14 protein-coding genes and 1 tRNA gene are annotated in these 16,733 nt (G+C 53.6%); 9 read left to right on the forward strand and 6 right to left on the reverse strand.

Translation table 11 applies throughout. The features are described 5' to 3' along the window. The first annotated feature begins 5 nt into the window (after window positions 1–5). The 3 genes from C5Y83_RS28680 to C5Y83_RS28690 all read left to right on the forward strand — a co-directional run bounded on the left by C5Y83_RS28680 (window position 6) and on the right by C5Y83_RS28690 (window position 3,940). Complete coding sequence (locus C5Y83_RS28680) at window positions 6–1,502, forward strand: hypothetical protein (RefSeq protein ID WP_146117964.1); 1,497 nt, start codon at window positions 6–8, stop codon at window positions 1,500–1,502. Window positions 1,503–1,516: 14 nt separating this feature from the next. After that, window positions 1,517–3,145 (forward strand): DUF1559 domain-containing protein, encoded by a 1,629-nt coding sequence (locus C5Y83_RS28685; RefSeq protein WP_105333250.1) that lies wholly within the window; start codon window positions 1,517–1,519, stop codon window positions 3,143–3,145. A 216-nt stretch (window positions 3,146–3,361) separates the two neighbouring features. Further along, a complete protein-coding gene (locus C5Y83_RS28690) occupies window positions 3,362–3,940 on the forward strand; it encodes a DUF2179 domain-containing protein (protein ID WP_105333251.1) in 579 nt (192 codons plus the stop codon). A gap of 102 nt (window positions 3,941–4,042) precedes the next feature. On the opposite strand, the gene C5Y83_RS28695 is transcribed toward C5Y83_RS28690, so the two are convergent. The 3 genes from C5Y83_RS28695 to C5Y83_RS28705 form a co-directional block, all read right to left on the reverse strand. Continuing rightward, complete coding sequence (locus tag C5Y83_RS28695; RefSeq protein WP_105333252.1) at window positions 4,043–4,513, reverse strand: Hsp20/alpha crystallin family protein; 471 nt, start codon at window positions 4,511–4,513, stop codon at window positions 4,043–4,045. Between the two features lie 172 nt (window positions 4,514–4,685). After that, on the reverse strand, window positions 4,686–4,982 hold the full coding sequence (locus tag C5Y83_RS28700) for a BON domain-containing protein (RefSeq protein WP_105333253.1): 297 nt from the start codon (window positions 4,980–4,982) through the stop codon (window positions 4,686–4,688). Window positions 4,983–5,087: 105 nt separating this feature from the next. Beyond that, complete coding sequence (locus tag C5Y83_RS28705) at window positions 5,088–5,312, reverse strand: carbon storage regulator (protein ID WP_105333254.1); 225 nt, start codon at window positions 5,310–5,312, stop codon at window positions 5,088–5,090. A 416-nt stretch (window positions 5,313–5,728) separates the two neighbouring features. Between C5Y83_RS28705 and C5Y83_RS28710 the strand changes: the two genes are divergently transcribed. Beyond that, entirely contained in the window at window positions 5,729–7,609 is a 1,881-nt protein-coding gene (locus C5Y83_RS28710) for a PAS domain S-box protein (RefSeq protein WP_158262582.1), read from the forward strand. Further along, window positions 7,596–8,273, forward strand: coding sequence for a response regulator (locus tag C5Y83_RS28715; RefSeq protein WP_233207396.1), 678 nt, complete (start codon window positions 7,596–7,598; stop codon window positions 8,271–8,273). The genes C5Y83_RS28710 and C5Y83_RS28715 overlap by 14 nt, the downstream gene beginning before the upstream one ends. 57 nt (window positions 8,274–8,330) lie before the next feature. Here C5Y83_RS28715 and C5Y83_RS30045 read toward each other — a convergent pair whose 3' ends face one another. Next, a complete protein-coding gene (locus C5Y83_RS30045) occupies window positions 8,331–8,459 on the reverse strand; it encodes a hypothetical protein (protein WP_261341485.1) in 129 nt (42 codons plus the stop codon). A gap of 13 nt (window positions 8,460–8,472) precedes the next feature. On the opposite strand from C5Y83_RS30045, the gene C5Y83_RS28720 reads away from it, so the two are divergent. Beyond that, window positions 8,473–8,775: a hypothetical protein gene (locus C5Y83_RS28720; protein ID WP_105333256.1), complete on the forward strand. Its 303-nt coding sequence runs from the start codon at window positions 8,473–8,475 to the stop codon at window positions 8,773–8,775. A 241-nt stretch (window positions 8,776–9,016) separates the two neighbouring features. After that, the gene (locus C5Y83_RS28725) at window positions 9,017–11,704 is read left to right on the forward strand and encodes a bifunctional acetate--CoA ligase family protein/GNAT family N-acetyltransferase (protein ID WP_105333257.1); all 2,688 of its coding nucleotides are present in this window, start codon (window positions 9,017–9,019) and stop codon (window positions 11,702–11,704) included. A 29-nt stretch (window positions 11,705–11,733) separates the two neighbouring features. Here the strand turns inward: C5Y83_RS28725 and C5Y83_RS28730 are convergent, their stop codons facing one another. After that, entirely contained in the window at window positions 11,734–12,996 is a 1,263-nt protein-coding gene (locus C5Y83_RS28730) for an MFS transporter (RefSeq protein ID WP_146117965.1), read from the reverse strand. 382 nt (window positions 12,997–13,378) lie between these two features. Further along, window positions 13,379–13,452: transfer RNA gene (locus tag C5Y83_RS28735), tRNA-Met, on the reverse strand. 256 nt (window positions 13,453–13,708) lie between these two features. Here C5Y83_RS28735 and C5Y83_RS28740 point away from each other — a divergent pair. Together C5Y83_RS28740 and C5Y83_RS28745 are read left to right on the forward strand one after the other, a co-directional pair. Beyond that, window positions 13,709–16,303, forward strand: coding sequence for an ammonia-forming cytochrome c nitrite reductase subunit c552 (locus C5Y83_RS28740; protein WP_105333259.1), 2,595 nt, complete (start codon window positions 13,709–13,711; stop codon window positions 16,301–16,303). 6 nt (window positions 16,304–16,309) lie between these two features. After that, window positions 16,310–16,675, forward strand: coding sequence for a hypothetical protein (locus C5Y83_RS28745; protein WP_105333260.1), 366 nt, complete (start codon window positions 16,310–16,312; stop codon window positions 16,673–16,675). The last annotated feature ends 58 nt before the right edge of the window (window positions 16,676–16,733 follow it).

Raw genomic sequence — 16,733 nt, forward strand, 5'->3', positions numbered from 1 at the left:
TTACGATGATCCTGCGCAATTACCTCAGGCTTAGCTGGTCGCTACCAGCGTTAGTAATGGCATTGGGCATTCTAGCACCAGTCGCTCAGGCCCAAATGCTGTATACGGACAGCTCGCCGTCTCCCAACACGATAACGCACACGTTCGATATCAGTCCGAAGGCGCCGCAGCCGCCGATCATGAAGTATCGGCTATTGCCGTCACATTATGAACTCACCCCGGGCAACGCTTCTCAGCTATACCATCGAGCCATTCTCCTCACCAGCCAACACACGGCGAATATGGAAAACCCGATGGAGTATTGGCAAAAAGTCGACCAGTGGCGTTCAACTCCGCTTGAGAGTTTCCCGATCGACGAAGTCGAGACTTTACTCAACACGCACAATGGTGCGTTACGCGAAGCATCGTACGCCGCGCGACGAAGTTACTGCGACTGGGAACTCCCAACTCGTGAGCATGGCACCGATATCTTTGGCGTCCTCTTGCCTGAGATTCAAGAGATGCGGACATTGGCACGACTGCTGTCGCTACGAATTCGTCTGCGAATTGCCCAAGGTCGTTTGGACGAAGCCTTCGAAGATTTGCAAACGGGCTATGCAATGGCGCGGCACGTGGGCAATCGCGATTTTCTCGTGAATGCTTTGGTCGGAATTGCCATCGCCGGGATCATGCACGAGCAGTTGCTTGAGGCAATCTCGCAAGAATCAACACCGAATCTTTATTGGTCGCTCGTCAACTTCCCTAGTCCAGTAATCGACATTGGAAATGCGGTTGATGTTGAACGGGATGGGTTTCTGATCATGTTCCCGGAGTTACTCGAGGCGGAGCAAGCTATCGGCGACCAGGTCTACTGGGACCAAAAACTGACCGAGGTCATTACCCGTACCCGGCAATTGGTGTCCGCCTCCAACATCGGTGACCCTCAAGGGGTGAAAGAGTGGGAAGCATTGGCGTATCGTACCGCGGTGTTCAGCCAAGTCCCACGGGTGAAGCAAGAACTGGTTGAGAAGATGGGATTTGACCAGGAAGAGGTCAATGCGATGCCGGGTAGCCGTGCCATCCTTCTTTATTCACTGAATAACTATAAGCGGCTTCGAGACGAATTCCTTGCTCCCCTCGGCTTGCCCTTTTACCAGGCCGTCAATTTCTACCCCGATGACAACCGACTCTCCTCCAACATAACCTCAGGCGACCCGATTGCGCTGGCCAGCTTACTGCTTCCTTCCAGTGTCCAAGTTCAAAGAGCATCGGTACGCGATCAGAGCTGGGTGGACATGCTGCGAGCCACGGAAGCAATTCGTGATCACGCGGCCAAGCATGGCAGTCTGCCAGAAACCCTCGATCAAGTCGATGGACTACCGATTCCTATGAATCCTTACACGAACGAACCGTTCATCTATACCCGCGATGAGAACGATCCTTCCCAAGCGACCCTTGAAGAGACGCAATCCCATTTGCCCCACCGATTTGAAATTACGCTTCGCCAGCCCAAATCCAACTAATCAGGAACTAAGTCATGCTTGTCCGTACCCTATCACTCACGCTAATCCTTGGCACACTGCTCATCGCCAACGTAGCGACGGCCCAAGAGAACGTGGGAACCGAGTTTCTCTCGCCGCGAGCTACCGTCGCAGTCCTCGCTAAACCCAAGGCGATCTACGGTAGCCCACTGCTCCAAATGGTCCCGTGGGAAGTCTTGAATGTAAAGTCGCAAGAACTCGCTGGCGTACCGATTGGTGACATCGACTCAATGCTAGTTGTGGCCTCGCCGCCTGGCGCAACAGGACGACCAGAGGTGGGTGTTATTGTGAAGCTGAATCAGCCGACACCTCTCGACAAGGTGCTCGTTCCGATTCGTGAAGCAGGTGAATTGACCGCCGCAATATGGCCAGGGACACAAAAGACGTATTTGAAGGGATCGCCTCAAGTGATGTTCGATGTGTTTCCTGTCGACGACAATACATACATTTTGGCGATGCCAGAGGCCCTGAAGGCGATGCTGGCTCAAAGAGAAAAGCCTCAACCAAGCGTTCTCGCCAAATTGATCGAGAGTGATAGCCAACCCGTCGAAGCCCAGGCCTTCATGGTTATGGAACCCGTCCGCGACCTGGCGCAGTTTCTACTATCCGATCCGAAACTGAACGCTTTTTCCAGCCTGCGAGACTTGCCTCAACAATTAGAACACGCCCAACTGATCGGTAACCTGGATATGGAGCAGGGAGGCTTTACCTTGAAGCTGACCGCGAAGAACCCGGACGAAGCTGCGGAACTACAGGAGACCGTAAGCAAGTTGCTGGATAACGCGGTCAAGCTGGCAATCCAGATGGCTGAGCCTCCCAAAACGAATGATGCAGAAGAGACCGCGTATCGACAATACGTGGAACGGGTCAGCAAGACGCTGCGTGCCGCTTTGGAACCGAAGCTGGAGGGCAAACAAGTGACGCTAACCACGGTCGGCAAGCCAGGAACCTCTCCTCAGGTGATCTTTGCCAGCGGAACCGCTGTTCTGATGCCAGCCATCGCGGCGGCTCGGGCGTCCGCATTTCGATCCGGCTCGGTCAATAATATGAAGCAAATCCTGCTCGCGTTTCATAACTATTACGATACATTCGGCAAAATGCCCGCCAACAGCGTCGACGAAAATGGCAAACCGCTGCTTTCCTGGCGGGTTCATATCTTACCGTTCCTTGAACAACAGGCCCTTTACAACCAGTTTCATCTGGATGAACCGTGGGACAGCGAGCACAACCGGAAGTTGGCAGCCACAATTCCGCTGCAGTATGTGACTCCGTCGGATAGACAGGAACTCGTTGCCCAAGGCAAGACGCGTTATCAGCTTCCGCTCGGGGAAGGTTATCCGGCCAGCACCGGAAAGCGTTTGCGTTTCCAAGATATCACGGACGGAACCTCGAACACGATTGCCGTGGCGGAAGTCCCCGCCAGCGACGCGGTCATTTGGACACGGCCGGACGACTTCCATGTGAATGTGAATGCACCTCTCGAGTCGTTTCTTCCTGGTGACGCCGCAGGTTTCAACGCGGCCAGGTACGATGGAAGCGTCCAGTATATGTCGAAAAAAGACCTCACAGAGGTCATCTTGAAGGCCCTTTTAACCCACCAAGGAGGCGAGGTCGATAACTATTAGCTAGTGTAGTTATTGGGTAGCGGATGCTGAGCATTCATCGGCTTTCCGTCCCCATATTGTGCCAATCATTCGTAGCGGGATAATTGTTCGATTCCCGTTCGAATCACGGTCTGGTTCCACCATGCTGATAGCACGAAGACTGTAGGCGGCGTGCCTCTCGATTCGATCCAGGGGCATGCCTACAGTTTCTTGCGAAGTCGGCCAAGGGTTAACCAGATGGAGTGGATTGCACAGCTCCCAATTTGGGTTGTCTTTTTGTTAGTTTTTTCAGTCCGAATCGTCGATGTTTCGATCGGCACACTGCGGACGATTTCGGTCGTTCAAGGGCGGATGGCTCTCTCGGTCTGCCTCGGTTTCTTTGAGGTGCTGATCTGGATTGCCGCTCTGTCGCAGGTCATGGTCGGTGTCTCCGATAACCCAATCTTAATGGTCGCCTACGCTGTTGGTTTCGCTGTTGGTAACGCGGTTGGCATTCGCCTGGAACGGGCACTTGCGTTGGGAGCCGTCGTCGTGCGCCTGATTACCTCGCTGACCGACGAAGATACAGATGTCGTGCATGCACTGCGTCATGCAGGCTTCCGGGTCACCACATTCGAGGGAGAAGGTCATGATGGCCCGGTCAATTTGATTTATGTCCGTTGCCAACGCCGCCAACTTTCTTCCTTGCTCAAGATTGTGAAGAAGCTTCGTCCGAAGATCTTCTACACCGTGGAACCAGTCCAGGAGCAAAGCGAACGCATGGCAGAAGCGCTTCCCCACAGCACCGGGTGGCGATCCGCATTTAAGATGAAATGAATTGGATGAAAGGAACGCTATCCGCTTCCTTTAAAAAAAACCACGCCGCCGACGGTTGCGTGGTCGGCGGCGTGAGACATCGAGGGTTGGCCACTTGTCGCGCTAGTTGCTCTTCACCTCGATATGACGCGACATCGCTTGAGGCGACTTGGGCAGCACGACATTCAATGTTCCGTCCTTCATCGTTGCTTCGATCTGCTCTTGCTGGACGGCACATGGCATCGTGATCGTGCGCGAGAATCTGCCGCTACGTCGTTCCACACGATGGTACGTTTCTCCCTTATCCTCTTTCTCTTCCTTCTTTTCGCCGCTGATTGTCAGTTGATTGCCATTGAGCTGAATATCGACTTCATTGGCCGCCACGCCAGGAAGATCGACTCGAACGGTAACCATGTCGGCCGTTTCCTTGATATCGACCGGGGGTGCCATCGCGAAGTAATTCCAGCCATCACCATTTTCGTTCCAGAATCTCTGAATCAGCTGTTCCATCTCGTCCTGCCGGTTCGGAACTCCTCCCCTTTGCGTCCACGGAAACAGCCCCCGAGGCGACGAATTTGTCAATGATTCGTTCATCACTTTCTCCTTTCCTAAGCAGGGTGAACACGAGTTTTCTCCTCGCGCGACCCTCACCTGGAAGGCCGTCACGAGGAGCTTTGCCTTACCACTACCTTCATTTTGCAAATTCCGAAAAATGAAAACATCGACAATGGCACGAATACCGCATGGTGGGAACCACCAGCCACTCTTAGCAGCGGCTCTCGCTCGAACGGACGCTACTTAGCCCGGTCGAATTGATAACATCGACTTCGTTAACCAGACGATTAACATGGGGAACATCTCGTAGTAGTTCTTGGAGGTTCTGCTTCAAGTAGAAGGTCGGAACGCATCCACTCAAGATGAGTTTCCCTTGCTCGAATTCGGCAGTCACCTTGCGAAACATAAAACCATGTCGGCAGTTGTCGATCCGACGTCGTACGGTGCGTATTACGTCTTCCCGACGCATCCGCTTTGGTGAAGGAATCTGTTTCAGATTGTTGACCATGATGATTCTCCTGACTTGAGCATGAAGGGGGGATCTTGGCGGGAAATCTGCTTCCATCGGGGGCGATACGCAGAATTCCTCAGGGGTATGGTTTGAGGTCGTCGTCTAGCCAACTGGAACGAATGCGGTCGACTCGTGCTGTTGAAGCATTGGGGCGGCTTCCGCCGACACGCCAGCCAGGCGTTCGGCAACTTCCGAACGGTGAATTGGGATTTCCGGTGGGCCTTCAAAGCCAAATCGAATCGTTTTTCCGGAGATACCGAGAACGACAAGAGTCACATCGTTTCCGATCTGAATCTTCTGTCCCGGCTTGCGGCTGAGTACCAACATATTCGCTCCTCCTGGCGTGTGATTTGGTTGCTGGTTGTTTGTACCATGGGCAGATGACGAGCGTCACAAAACCGACGCCGCGACCCATGAAATATGACGACTTTGCCGATGTTGACGAATAGAAATTACCACCGTCTAGACATGGTGGTTTCCGCCATATCGATCTGATTTCGGACGGCCTACAATCCGGAGATCGATCGTGGATTATGGCGACCGATATCGATGTTCACTTACAAGTAATTTGCCTTCCTTAGAAAACCCGTTCTTCATAGTCTGTAGTGAATCGGCAAGTCTCCCAGAGCCGGCGTAAGATCCGTTGAACGCTTGCTTTACTTCGTCGTATCATGGACATAAATCGAAAGACATTGCCACGATCAATTTCTGCCAGCGCTAGGCCTGGAGAAGCAAACGCCACGATGTTTCGATCATCGGAATTCGAGCGCTCCCCGAGTGAGCAACCTTTGACGGTCGTCGTCATCGACGAGGACGCTGCTGCACAAGCGAGAATTAGAGAAACATTCGTCTCCGATAGGTACGAATGGCTGTTTCTCGATCCGGAACCAGAGAATCTGACACGCATCGACTGGACTCTGGTTTCTGCCGTTCTTTTTGCCCCCTCAGCGCAAACTGGTTGCGAAATACTCGACAAACTTCAAGAATTGGCTCCTCAAGTCTTTCTCGTTTTACTGATTAGCCACGAAGGCGTGCCTGACAACCTGCCATCATCCAACCGGGAACCTTTCGACTATCTTCGTAAGCCGATCGATCCCAATCGCCTGCGGGCCTGTATTCAGCGAATTGCTCAGCTGACGGCGACTCAGCGATCGCTGATGGCAGAGGCGCACGCTCGTCATCGGGCGGAAGCCCAAAACCATTTGCTGGCCGATGCCGTTTCGCAGATGGGTGACTGTGTCATTGTCACCGACTGTTACCTCGATCATCCTGGTCCGCGAATCGTTTACGTCAACGACGCCGTTTGCCAAACGACCGGCTATTCGCGGGAAGAATTAGTGGGACAGTCACCGCGCATTCTCCAAGGCGAGAAGACCGATCGAGAATTAATGACACAACTGCGGGACGACCTAACCGCTGGTCGTTCGTTTCGCTGTCAATTGGCGAACTATCGGAAAGATGGATCGACCTACGATGCCGAACTCTTCATCACGCCGGTCGTTGACGAAGAGACGCGCTGCACTCATTTTGTCTCTGTTCATCGCGACATTACCGAGCGAAAGGAAACGCTTAAGGCCTTAAGTGAAGGGGAAGAACAACTGCGGGCAATCCTCAACACGGCAATCGATGCCATCATCACGATCGATTATCGCGGGACTATCGTCGCCGCCAATCCGGCAACACACCGCATGTTCGGCTATCGAGCGGACGAACTTATCGGTCAGAATGTGAAGTTGCTTATGCCGGAACCTTATCATTCCGAGCACGATTCCAACTTGGAACGCTACCTGCAGACTGGTCAGGCTAAGATTATCGGCGTTGGCCGCGAGGTCGTTGGCAAACGCAAAGATGGTTCGACGTTCCCGCTGAGTCTCGCCATCAGCAAGATCGATCGACCGCCTCTCTTTACCGGAATCTTGCGAGACATCTCGGCCCTGAAAGAGTTGCAAACCCAAGTGCTGGAGATTGCCGCGGAAGAAGATCGTCGTATCGGGCAGGAACTGCACGACAGTGTGCAGCAGGAATTGACAGGACTCGGCCTGCTGGCGCAAACGGTTTCGGAGATGATGTCGGATGATATGCCCTGGGCCGCAGCATGTGAGCCGCGAATAGCCAAAATCCGCAAAATGATCGATCGTGTGGCAAAAGGCATAGCGGAAACAGGCCGAAAAGTCCATCAACTTTCTAGAGGCTTGGTGCCCGTCGAGATCGATGCCGAAGGGCTTCGTTCGGCGCTAACGGAATTGGCGGCTACCGTCGAGGAAAGATACAATATCGCATGTCGTTTTATCTCGCGGGGGGATATCGATTTGACGAACAACTTCGCGGCCACTCACCTCTTTCGCATTGTCCAAGAGGCCGTGAATAATGCCATCAAACATGGAGGCGCAAATCAAATCAATATCTCAATGATAGGCCGCGAGAAATCAATACTGTTGGAAGTGCTGGACAATGGAAGCGGCATTTCCGCGAAGCAACCATCCGGGGCAGGCTTGGGCTTGCGAATCATGGCATACCGTGCCGGGTTAATCGGAGCAAGTGTCCAGGTTTCAAACGGTGAGTCTGGCGGTACGCTTGTTCGTTCCATCATTTCGCGAGGAAACATCGACCATGCCGAGCAGTAATTTCGGTACCTCTGTGGTCCCCATGCGAATTTTGCTCGTCGACGACCATCCCCTGGTCCGAGAAGGGCTGGCTGCACGAATCGAGGCGCAGCCCGACTTGGAAGTGTGTGGCGAGGTGGGCACGATTCAAGGAGCCCTGGCCGCATTCCAAGAATCGCTTCCCGACTTGACCATCGTCGATATCCAGTTGGAAGATGGCAACGGAATCGACCTGATTAAAGACATCCACTGCCGCGCTCCTCATGCGCGGATGCTGGTAGTTTCGGCCTTCGACGAAACTTTATACGCCGAACGAGCCCTGCGGGCCGGAGCTCTCGGATACATCAATAAGCGTGAACTCCAAGACAAAGTTCTCGAAGCAATCCGAACCGTGCTCAATGGCGAACGCTATTTGAGCGGCAAGATGACGCAGCACCTTTTGAGTCAGGCCGTGAATCAGAAGGGGAGCCCTGCGGCTGATCCGGTCGAACGGCTAAGTGATCGCGAGTTGGAAGTCTTCCAGATGATTGGCAACGGCATGACAACTGCCGCAATTGCCCATCAGCTTCATTTGAGCGTGCACACTATCGACACGCATCGTGAGAAGCTCCGTCACAAACTCGGTGTGAAGAACGGAGCGGAACTGATGAAGCTGGCCGTTCAATGGGTTCTGGAGAATGGCTGAGCAACTATTAATGCCAGATCTCCAATTGCAATAACAAGTATTTTCTATTTGTTAGATTTATTCGCGGATGGCGGAATCCACCATGCACGAATCGAACGGTTTGCGATAGCCTGAAGAGAAGTAATCGAGCCACATCATCTGATGAGGGGCGAACACTTCGTCCCGATAGTCAGCTGAACTGTTCATTCAAGAGGCTGTCATGAACAGGAAAATACCAACGTTCTTCGTTCGATCATGCGAAGTCTGCGGGCGACGGCTGGAGATTCCGGTCAGCCTTCTTGGTCAGCACGTAAATTGCGAGCATTGTGGCGCAACGTTCACTGCCCACGATCCTTCGCATCCCAATCATCCCCATATGGATGCCTCATCGGAATTCATGCAGCGGGTCGAATTGTTGCTAGCGATTGCCGACAACCAACGAGGGCACACGTTCAACTCGGCACTTGAATCGAGCTTGGACGAGAAAACATCGCGCCAGTCTGATTCTCATCTTTCGCGCTGAAATTTTCATTTCCACCGACGTCTCGCTGCAAACCGTAGCGCTGCCTAGTTTTGCTGTTCTCGCCTCTTGGCAAACGCCGATTCTGATTCAGTCTTCTTAGTTGAATCGATGAATACGGCGTGAATGTTTGCGCGAGGACATTCTCGTTCTTATGGCCCCCGGGTCGACATCGAACCCTGCACGTCGACAATGTTCGTAATGCAAATTGGCTCGATTCCCACCTCGCAGGCGCGTCGGAACTATGTCGGTCTATAATCTCAACGCCATTTTTCGTCCCAAGTCGGTTGCCATTATTGGTGCGAGCAGCAAAGAGGCGAGCGTCGGAAATACGGTCCTGAAGAACGTGAGAAACGACGGCTTCCCTGGCCACATTTTCGCGGTCAATCCGAAGTACGACGAGTTGGAAGGACATCCCTGCTTTCCCTCCATTGGCGAGATTCCCGAGAGAATCGATCTGGCGATCATTTGTACGCCGGCCGCAACGGTACCTGATCTGATTCGTCAGTGCGGCGAAGCAGGTGTACGTGGGATTATCATCCTCTCAGCCGGCTTCCGTGAAATTGGGGCGGAAGGAAAGAAGCTCGAAGAAGACATTGCCAAGGTCGCCGCAAAGTTCCGCGGTTTGCGGATCGTGGGGCCGAACTGTCTCGGCGTGATGGCGACACACTCAGCACTGAATGCCAGTTTTGCCGCAGCCGCCCCCGACAAGGGTAAGGTCGCGTTCATTTCGCAGTCAGGGGCCTTATGCACCGCCGTTCTCGACTGGGCGTTCCAAGAGCAAATTGGCTTCTCGTACTTTGTGTCGGTCGGCAACATGCTGGACGTCGACCTGGGAGACTTGATCGACTACTTCGCCAACGATCCTTGGACCGAATCAATTCTGCTGTATGTCGAGTCGGTAAAAGAAGCGCGGAAGTTCATGTCAGCCTGCCGATCGTTCGCACGGAATAAGCCGATCATTGTTTATAAAGCAGGTCGCTTCGCCAAGTCAGCTCAAGCCGCTGCTTCGCACACCGGTGCCATGGCGGGTGTCGACTCCGTATACCAGGCAGCGTTCGATCGCGCGGGTATCGTGCGAGTGAACGAGATTTCCGACATCTTCGACTGTACCGCCCTGTTGGCCCGCCGCAAGCTTCCGCGAGGTGGCCGCTTGGCAATCGTGACCAATGCCGGTGGCCCAGGTGTGATGGCCACCGACTCGTTGCTTGCCCGCAACGGCGAGCTGGCCGAAATCTCAGATTCGACCCGCGAGCAGCTTAACGCATTCCTTCCATCGGCATGGTCGCATGGCAATCCGATTGATATTCTTGGGGACGCCGATCCGGAGCGACTCGCGAAGACTATGGAGATCGTCCAAGCCGATCCGAACGTCGATGCTATTTTAGTCGTATTTTCTCCACAAGCGATGAGCCAACCGACCGCCGCGGCCCAAGCGGTGGTCGAGGTCAGCAAGAAGACGACCAAGCCAATTCTGACTTCTTGGATGGGAGGCAAAGCGACGCACGAAGGAGTCACGCTGTTTAACGCGGCTAAGATCCCGACTTATCGGGCCCCTGAAGAAGCAGTTAAAGCGTTCATGTACCTCGTCTCGTTCGTCCGAACGCATGATGTGCTGTACGAAACGCCGCGTGACATCCCAGTTGGATTCACCCTGGAACGAAGTCGGATGCACACTATCTTCGAGTCGCTTCTCGGAGAGGCCAGCGATACGCTCAGTGAAATCCAATCGAAAACACTACTCGATGCTTACGAGATTCCCGTCGCGAAACCCCTCTTAGCTCGCGATGCGGACGAAGCAGTCGTCCTTGCCAAGCGAATTGGCTTTCCCGTAGCAATGAAATTGGTTTCGCCACAGATCACACACAAGACCGACGTGGGAGGTGTCGAGTTGGGCGTTCCGACCGAAGAAAAGGTCCGCAAAGCGTTCGAGCGAATCGTTCATTCCGCCAAAAGCTTTAGTCCTGATATCCGAATCGATGGCATTTCGGTACAGCGAATGATTTCCCACGCCCCTGGCGTCGAACTGATCATCGGGGCACGACGCGACCCGGTGTTCGGTCCGGTACTAATGGTTGGTGCGGGAGGAACCTCTGCCGAGCTTTTTCGCGATACGGCTCTTGAATTACCGCCAGTCAACGAACGCCTGGCACGACGCATGCTCGAATCGCTCCGTATTTGGCCGCTGTTGAAGGGTTATCGTGGCGGGCCGGGAATTGATATTGATAAATTGATCGAGATCTTGATTCGCATGTCGTACTTGGTGGCCGACTTCCCAGAAATCAAAGAGCTCGATATCAATCCCCTGCTGGCCACGCCCCACGGAGTGGTTGCCCTCGACGCGCGGGTTGTGCTGGATCGTACGGTTCGCCTGAATCCGCCACGTCGCTTCGCTCATTTGGCAATTCGTCCCTACCCAGAAGAATTCGTCCGCCCAGCCACGATGTCGGATGGCACACCATGCACGATTCGTCCGATCAAGCCGGAAGATGAACCGACGTGGCGTAAATTCCATGCCGGCTGCTCGCAGAAGACACTGTGGTTTCGGTTTCGCAGCTTCGTGAAAGAGATCACGCACGATATGGCAACGCGATTCTGCTTCATCGACTACGATCGCGAACTCACGTTCGTAGCGGAAATCGAACAAGACGGGCAACCCAAGATTGTGGGTGTTGCCAACATCATGGCCGACGCGGACCGAGTCGATGCCGAATTCGCGGTGATTATCGGCGATGCCCACCAAGGCCTTGGACTCGGGTCCATCCTTACCGATTACTGTCTCGAAATTTGTTGCGATTGGGGCATCAAGACGGTCTTGGCCGAAACGTCGCCCGACAATCAGCGGATGCTGGCAATCTTCCAAGAGCGCGGCTTCAAGCTGGATAGCAAGTCCTCGTCCGACGCGGTCCTATGCCGCAAGGACCTCAAATGAGGTGGCTTGCGACAAGATCGGGGTGATAGTCATGCCTCGCTCGCAGCAGTCGGCTCTTCAACTTTCGAGGTGGGCGAAGCATCGCTTCCTAGCGGAATCAGTGCCAGGGCAGAGATTGCAATACCGAACAACGCGATCGGTGCGAACTGATACGGTTCCGGCGTTCGATCAACCGCGAAACCCAAGACAGGGGCAATGATTGCCAAGCCCAGCGACTTAACTTGCGACTCGACACTGAGAACTGTCGCCATCGCCGCATCGTCCGCGTAATTGGCGACGCGACCGACGAGGATCGGCCGCCAGATATTTTGAAGCACCGCGAGAACCACGAACGATACGATCGCCAATCCCGTCCAATCGGTCACCGTTCCCAGCAGCAGAACAACAAACGTTCCACCAAAGGCCATCCACAGCCAGCGCGCTGCACGCTCTTCGTCACCCAAAAAGGCCGATATTGGCCCGGCATAGCGTGATGCGAAACTAGACAGCACGTAAAGAAGTGAATAGACGACCGCAATCATCACCGCCGTTCGCTGCGTCGTTTGCCAAGCCGTGAGAAGGGGAATCGCCAAAACCATCTGCTGAATCAGCGGTTGCAGATAGTCTTTACTCGCGTTGTACATCCCTTCGTAACCCATCGACTCGCTGATAGGTCGCCTGAGCTTCGCGGAGGTGAAACAACTCAGTGTTGCCTCCCATAAACGGATCATCACTTTACCGCGGCTTTTATCTGGCGTCGCCGACCGATCCAGTTCGCGGGGATATGTCAGGAAGTTGATGATATTTAGTGCCGCGGGAATCGCACTGACCCAAAAGATTACCGAATAATCCTCCAGTACAAAAACCATCCCTGCCGCGATGATCACCGAGATCGCCGATCCGATCTGCGACCAACTCCGCGTGATGCCGTAGATTTGTGTCTTCTCCTTCTCGCGACCTTGGCTCTTTAGCCACGAAAAGATGATTGCTTTGTGCGTTCCTGTACGAAAGGCCTCGCCAATCGCAAAAGCAAACATGGCCACAAAAATTGCGATCGTCGAAGTAGTAAATCCAAATGTTAAGAATGCTGCGACATAGGCAACATGCGAAACAATCATCGCCCACCGCCGCCCCAGCATGTCCGCAATGGCTCCCGTCGGAATCTCCATCACGATGACACTGATCTCACGAAACGCCATCAGCGTGCCGATCAACGCGAACGACATCCCTTTGTCCAAGAACGCCAAAATCCAGAACGCAGCGAAGTAGCGTTGATTCTTCAGCAGTCCATACAGACAAAAGCGATTAATCACGGGAGACAAACAAAACCAAAAGCGGGCAATGGCAAGATCAACAATCGCCCAAGTCGACTCAAGGCAGAATTAGCTACTCGGTGTTAAGAATGATACGGCTAGAATCGATATTGGCCATATGCCTAAGTAGGTGACCAAGTGATTCAAGTCACTCCGAATGGTATTCCCCTTACTCTGTTCACTGATGATGAGCACGCCCTACCCAACCCCCGTATGAGCCAGGCCAATCCCAATCCGTTCCGCAAATTGTCCTTCCTCGTGTTAGGCAAGCATCCATTCCCCTAATTCCGAAGCGAAAACCTGCACACCGCGCACGAAAAAACCGGACGAACTTTGACTCGCCCGGTTTGCCGTAAATTATTTCTAATGAACAACTTAGAAGTAGCGGCAGAGGGACTCGAACCCCCGACACGCGGATTATGATTCCGCTGCTCTAACCAACTGAGCTATGCCGCCAAGTGAGATGTTAGACATTAAGTTTTCCGCTTGGGTTCGTCAACGGGGGGATCTTCGTTCGAAAAACTTATTGCGGCGTTCGTGGCGGGATGATTGATATAGGCGATAAAGGCCTGCCTTTCGGCTTGGATTCGCCTGGAAACGAGCGGAAAAGCGTGTTTCCCGCGATGCAGCGTTACCCTTTCTGGCTTTCATCCGTCATAATGGGGAGTTATCCGCCTTACATTTATCCCCTGGCTACTTCTCTTCGCAATCTATGGCATCTCGCAAGCAGAAACGCAAGCAGTCCTCCGACTCGACTCCCGACCCTTCCGTCGACAGCAAATCGAAAAGTGTTCCGTCGAAAAAAGCTACGCGTCAAAAATCTCAAGGTATCCCGCGTTCGGTCTTGGCGATCGGGGGCGGGTTTCTCGTGCTGTTGGTTGGAATGTCCCTCGTCGGGGCTGACTGGTATTACGCGATGCCGACCGACACGCCCCTGAAATATGTCGGGCGAACTTCCTGTATTGAATGCCACCAGACACAGAATCATGCCTGGGAAGGTTCCGACCACGATTTGGCGATGGACCTGGCAACCGAAGAGACCGTGCTGGGGAATTTTGATGGCGCTGAAATCGAGCATTTCGGCGTGAAGTCGCGCATGTTCCGCCAAGACGGCAAGTACATGATCAATACCGAGGGGCCTGACGGCACGCCGCAGGACTTCGAGATCAAATATGTCTTCGGCGTTCGCCCGCTTCAGCAGTACATGGTCGAAATGGAACCACCAACGCCCGGCTCGGCACCAGGATCGATTGGTCGCGTTCAGGTGTTGCGTGTCTCGTGGGACACAACCAAGAAGGAGTGGTTCTACCTGTCACCTCCTGATGTCAACGAAAAGCTTAGCGTCGACGATCCCCTGCACTGGACCGGTCGCACGCAGAACTGGAACCACTATTGTGCTGATTGCCACTCGACCAACGTCCATAAAAACTTCGACTTGGCCACCAATACCTATCACACCACCTTCTCAGAAATCGACGTCAGTTGCGAAACATGCCATGGCCCAGGTAGCGCCCACGTCGAATTGGCCAATGCAACCAGTTTGTTCTGGGATCGAAACTTGGGTTACGGCTTGAAGACCTTGAAGGGCGATACGACAGAAGCTCAGATCAATCAAGTCGAAACGTGTGCCGCTTGTCACTCGCGGCGGGAAGTGATCTGTCCGACCTATCAGCGAGGCGATAACTACTACGATCAATACTCCAACGAACTGCTCGCTCCGCACACGTATTACTGCGACGGTCAGATCATGGAAGAAGATTACGTTTATGGATCGTTCATTCAAAGCAAGATGTTCCATAAAGGAATCCGCTGCACCGATTGCCACGATCCTCACACCGCCAAGATCAAGTTTGAGGGCAATTTGCTTTGCACCTCGTGCCATCAACATCCAGCCGGTAAGTACGACACGTCCGCCCACCATTTCCACGCGGTCGGTTCGACCGGTGCCTCCTGCGTTGAATGTCACATGCCGGAAACAACCTACATGGAAGTCGACCCGCGACGTGATCACAGCATCCGTATCCCGCGGCCCGACCTGTCCGTGAATCTTGGCACCCCGAATGCTTGCACGAAATGCCATCTTGATAAGGCCGAACTTCCTCGCGAAGAACACCCTGATATTACACGTTACGACCAATGGATGACGCTCGCACGCAACGGTGACGAAAAGGTCCGTGCCGCACTAGCCAAGGTCGATCAATGGGCACTCGAAGCGGTCGAAAAATGGTATGGTCCAACTTCCAAGGTTCCTAAAGAAGAATCGTTCGCCTATTCCCTGGCCCACGCCTGGGCGAATGAACCCGACGCTGGCAGCAGCCTGCAAAAGTTGGTGAAGGATCCGAATCAAGCCAATATCGTTCGCGCCAGCGCGATGATGTATTTGCAGAACTACTTGAATGAAGACTCGGTCAAGACGGCCTTACGTTACTTGTCGGATGATAACCCACAGGTGCGAATCGCGGCGATCGATACACTTCAGGAGATTCGTACGTTGCCCCGCGATTTACAAGGCAACGTGCTCGACGCACTCATGAACCGTCTAACGGACAAGGAACGCGCGGTCCGTGTTCAAGCGGCGTGGGCACTTGCGAATCAAGATCCGGAAGCGATCAAATTGCGAGGGAAGTCCGAGGCGTTTCAACGAGCCCTTAACGAGCGGATTGAGCAACTCGAACGGGATGGCGACCAACCGTCGTCGTTCCTCTCACTTGGTGTGTTGTACGAGCGAATGGGTGACATCTCCAAAGCGGAGCAAGCTTACCGCACGGCGATTCGGATCGATCCCAACTTCACAGGGCCGCGCTCGAACCTAATTAACCTGTTAGACGTTCGCCAACGTCAGGAAGAAAACGAGATGCGTCAGTTGGCCGTGTCTCGCAATCGCGCCGGCGCAGAAGCGATGATCCCGCAACTTCAAAAAAGGGCGGGCGAAATTGCTCGCTTGCGATTTGAGGAGTTGAAGAACATCGAGCGCGATGTCAGCCAACAGCCTGACTTCGCTCCGTTGCAATATCAATATGGCTCGGCCTTGTTCCTCGCTGGCCGGAATGCTCCACCGGACATTGCTGCGGAATTGTTCGCAGATGCCTTCACGGCCTACAAGAAAGCAAAGCAATTGCAGCCCAACAGCGTGCAGTATGCCTATATGTACGCCCTGATCTGCCAACATTTGGAGCGGTGGGAGGAAGGGGAACAAGCGGTCGAGGATCTCTTGAAGCTCGATCCCACGAACCAGGAATTCCTCGGTCTTCAGCAACAAATGAAAGCAAAGTATTCGCCGAGCCAGGAACAACAGCAACAACGGTAGATCCGTGTGATTACTCCCGTGACCATTCTGGCGGCCGTCTCACTTTCGCTCGTCAGTGCGTTGTTCACGCAGCGCAAGCTTGAATTCCTGGTTTGCTGCGTCTCGGCATTCGGCGCTGCTTACTTGGTTCTGCCGACTACGTTTAGCAGTCCGCCGATTTGGGTGCGAGGCTACGACCTGCACGACTTCCTTCAATTTGATTTGCCAACGCTCGTTGGCATGTTGTTTGGCTTGACTGCGGCAATCTATTCGCTGAATCGCTGGAAGTTCTTTTATTGGACCTGGGCCGCGTCGGTAAGCTTCGTACTGTGTGGGGTAGTTACCATACTATTCGAAGTTTTCCGCGAGCTCTATTGGAGATTATTTCAGTAACAAGACTACCGAAGGATATGAGTTCCGAGGATCTTCATGTTCCTGAGTTTAAGAACCA

It is taken from the genome of Blastopirellula marina (assembly GCF_002967765.1).
GTDB lineage: Bacteria > Planctomycetota > Planctomycetia > Pirellulales > Pirellulaceae > Bremerella > Bremerella marina_A.

Excerpts from the sequence above, each read along its gene's own strand:
- C5Y83_RS28680 (WP_146117964.1), top strand. The coding sequence starts at position 6 with ATGATCCTGCGCAATTACCTCAGGCTTAGCTGGTCGCTACCAGCGTTA.
- C5Y83_RS28685 (WP_105333250.1), top strand. The coding sequence starts at position 1,517 with ATGCTTGTCCGTACCCTATCACTCACGCTAATCCTTGGCACACTGCTC.
- C5Y83_RS28690 (WP_105333251.1), top strand. The coding sequence starts at position 3,362 with ATGGAGTGGATTGCACAGCTCCCAATTTGGGTTGTCTTTTTGTTAGTT.
- C5Y83_RS28695 (WP_105333252.1), bottom strand. The coding sequence starts at position 4,513 with ATGAACGAATCATTGACAAATTCGTCGCCTCGGGGGCTGTTTCCGTGG.
- C5Y83_RS28700 (WP_105333253.1), bottom strand. The coding sequence starts at position 4,982 with ATGGTCAACAATCTGAAACAGATTCCTTCACCAAAGCGGATGCGTCGG.
- C5Y83_RS28705 (WP_105333254.1), bottom strand. The coding sequence starts at position 5,312 with ATGTTGGTACTCAGCCGCAAGCCGGGACAGAAGATTCAGATCGGAAAC.
- C5Y83_RS28710 (WP_158262582.1), top strand. The coding sequence starts at position 5,729 with ATGTTTCGATCATCGGAATTCGAGCGCTCCCCGAGTGAGCAACCTTTG.
- C5Y83_RS28715 (WP_233207396.1), top strand. The coding sequence starts at position 7,596 with ATGCCGAGCAGTAATTTCGGTACCTCTGTGGTCCCCATGCGAATTTTG.
- C5Y83_RS30045 (WP_261341485.1), bottom strand. The coding sequence starts at position 8,459 with ATGAACAGTTCAGCTGACTATCGGGACGAAGTGTTCGCCCCTCATCAG.
- C5Y83_RS28720 (WP_105333256.1), top strand. The coding sequence starts at position 8,473 with ATGAACAGGAAAATACCAACGTTCTTCGTTCGATCATGCGAAGTCTGC.
- C5Y83_RS28725 (WP_105333257.1), top strand. The coding sequence starts at position 9,017 with ATGTCGGTCTATAATCTCAACGCCATTTTTCGTCCCAAGTCGGTTGCC.
- C5Y83_RS28740 (WP_105333259.1), top strand. The coding sequence starts at position 13,709 with ATGGCATCTCGCAAGCAGAAACGCAAGCAGTCCTCCGACTCGACTCCC.